Source organism: Curtobacterium sp. B8, assembly GCF_000333315.1.
Lineage (GTDB): Bacteria > Actinomycetota > Actinomycetes > Actinomycetales > Microbacteriaceae > Curtobacterium > Curtobacterium luteum.
On record NZ_BACW01000611.1, the window covers coordinates 1 to 1,866 of the forward strand.

At 72.3% G+C, this 1,866-nt stretch carries 2 protein-coding genes and 1 pseudogene; all 3 read left to right on the top strand.

All coding sequences use genetic code 11. The features are described from left to right. Nucleotides 1-189, top strand: a pseudogene (locus tag I59_RS22995) (DeoR/GlpR transcriptional regulator); the annotation flags it as partial. Next, nucleotides 186-1,526 carry a 6-phospho-beta-glucosidase gene (locus I59_RS16570; RefSeq protein ID WP_022904831.1) on the top strand — a complete coding sequence of 447 codons (1,341 nt, stop codon included), beginning with the start codon at nt 186-188 and terminating at the stop codon, nt 1,524-1,526. The pseudogene I59_RS22995 and the gene I59_RS16570, both read left to right, overlap by 4 nt. 63 nt (nt 1,527-1,589) lie before the next feature. Continuing rightward, nucleotides 1,590-1,866 (top strand): hypothetical protein (locus I59_RS16575; RefSeq protein ID WP_031274227.1); only part of this gene is annotated, 277 nt, incomplete at its 3' end.

The following is a 1,866-nucleotide window of genomic DNA, read 5'->3' on the forward strand; positions in this document are numbered from 1 at the left end:
ATCAAGCAGGCGATCGCCGACGCGTGCGACGAGGTCACCGTCCTCGCCGACAGCAGCAAGTTCCCTGGCACCGGGGCGGCACGCATCGACCTGCCGTCATCGATCGTGCGGATCGTCACCGACGACGACCCGCCGGTCCCGGTCGCCGCCGCGTTCGCCGCGCACGGCGTGGAGGTCCTCGTCGCATGAAGCTCGTCATGATCGGCGGTGGCGGGTTCCGCACACCGCTCGTCCACTCCGCCCTCCTGCGCGACCGGGAGCCCGGCCGGGTGACCGAGGTCGCCCTCGTCGACGTCGACGCCGACCGCCTCCGCACGATGGCGCGGATCCTCGCCGACCAGGCCGAGGGCGTGCCCGACGCGCCCACCGTGAGCGTGCACACCGACGTGGAGGACGCGCTCCCGGGAGCGGACTTCGTCTTCTCGGCCATCCGGGTCGCGGGCATGGAGGGCCGGGCGACCGACGAACGCATCGGCCAGTCCCACGGCGTGATCGGGCAGGAGACCGTCGGGTTCGGCGGCATCTCCTACGCCCTCCGGACGCTGCCCACCGTCATGGAGCTCGCGCACACCGTCAAGCGGCTCGCCCCCGACGCGTGGGTGATCAACTTCACCAACCCCGCCGGCGTCGTGACGGAGGCGATGTCCACCGTGCTCGGCGAACGGGTCATCGGCATCTGCGACTCCCCCATCGGCCTCGCCCGGCGGGCCCTCGGCACCCTCGGCGTCCAGCACGGGCCCGACGTCGAGCTCGAGTACGCGGGCCTCAACCACCTCGGTTGGCTGACCGCCGTGCGCGTCGACGGGGTCGACCGGCTGCCGGAGGTCCTCGCGGACGCCGGCCGGATCGAGTCGTTCGAGGAGGGCAAGCTCTTCGGAGCCGAGTGGATCCAGGCCCTCGGTGCGCTGCCGAACGAGTACCTGCACTACTACTCGTACCGACGGGACGTCCTGCAGGCCGACCAGTACGCACCGCACACGCGCGCCCGGTACCTCGTGGAGCAGCAGGACCGCTTCTGGGCCGTCGCCGGCGCGTGCGAGCACCCGTACCGAGCCTGGCAGGACAGCCGCAACGAGCGCGAGGCCAGCTACATGGCGACCAACCGCGACTCGGCCGGCATGGGTGAGCGCGACGTCGAGGACATGACCTCGGGGGGCTACGAGGACGTCGCGCTCGCGCTCATGCGCGGCATCGCTTACGACCAGCGCGCCCGGCTCATCCTCAACGTGCGGAACCGGGGCGCACTCGCCGGCCTCGACGACGACGCCGTGGTCGAGATCCCGTGCATCGTGGACGCCGCCGGCGCACACCCGATCCCGGGCGCGCGTGTCCCGGACTTCGGACTCGGGACGGTCACCGCCGTCAAGTACGTCGAACGGCAGACCATCCAGGCGGCGCTGCACGGCGACCGGGCAGCAGCGCTGCGCGCCCTCGCGCACCACCCGCTCGTCGACTCCGTGCGTGTCGCGCGCGCCCTGCTCGAGGACGCGCGCTCCTCGTTCCCGCACCTGTCCTACCTTTCCTGAACCGCGCTTCCAGGTCGTCCCTGATCCGCGACCTGGCGGCGCCCTCCCGTGGAGACCCCGCCCATGCACCAGAACCAGAAGCTCGTCGAGGCCCGCATCGAGCGCGTCCTCAGCGAACGCATCACCCCGGCCGTCCACCAGGCCCGCACGCCCGTCGACCTCGCCGCGTGGCAGGTGCCGGACGAACCCGTGCCCGCGGCCGAAGCCCTGGCGGCCGAGTACCGGCCGTTCGCGGTCGGTGAGCAGTGGGCCCGTGCCTGGTCACGTGGTGGTTCGAGGTCAGCGGGACCGTCCCCCTCAAAGGGGGCCGGTCGACCGTCAAGCTGCTCGTCGACCCGGG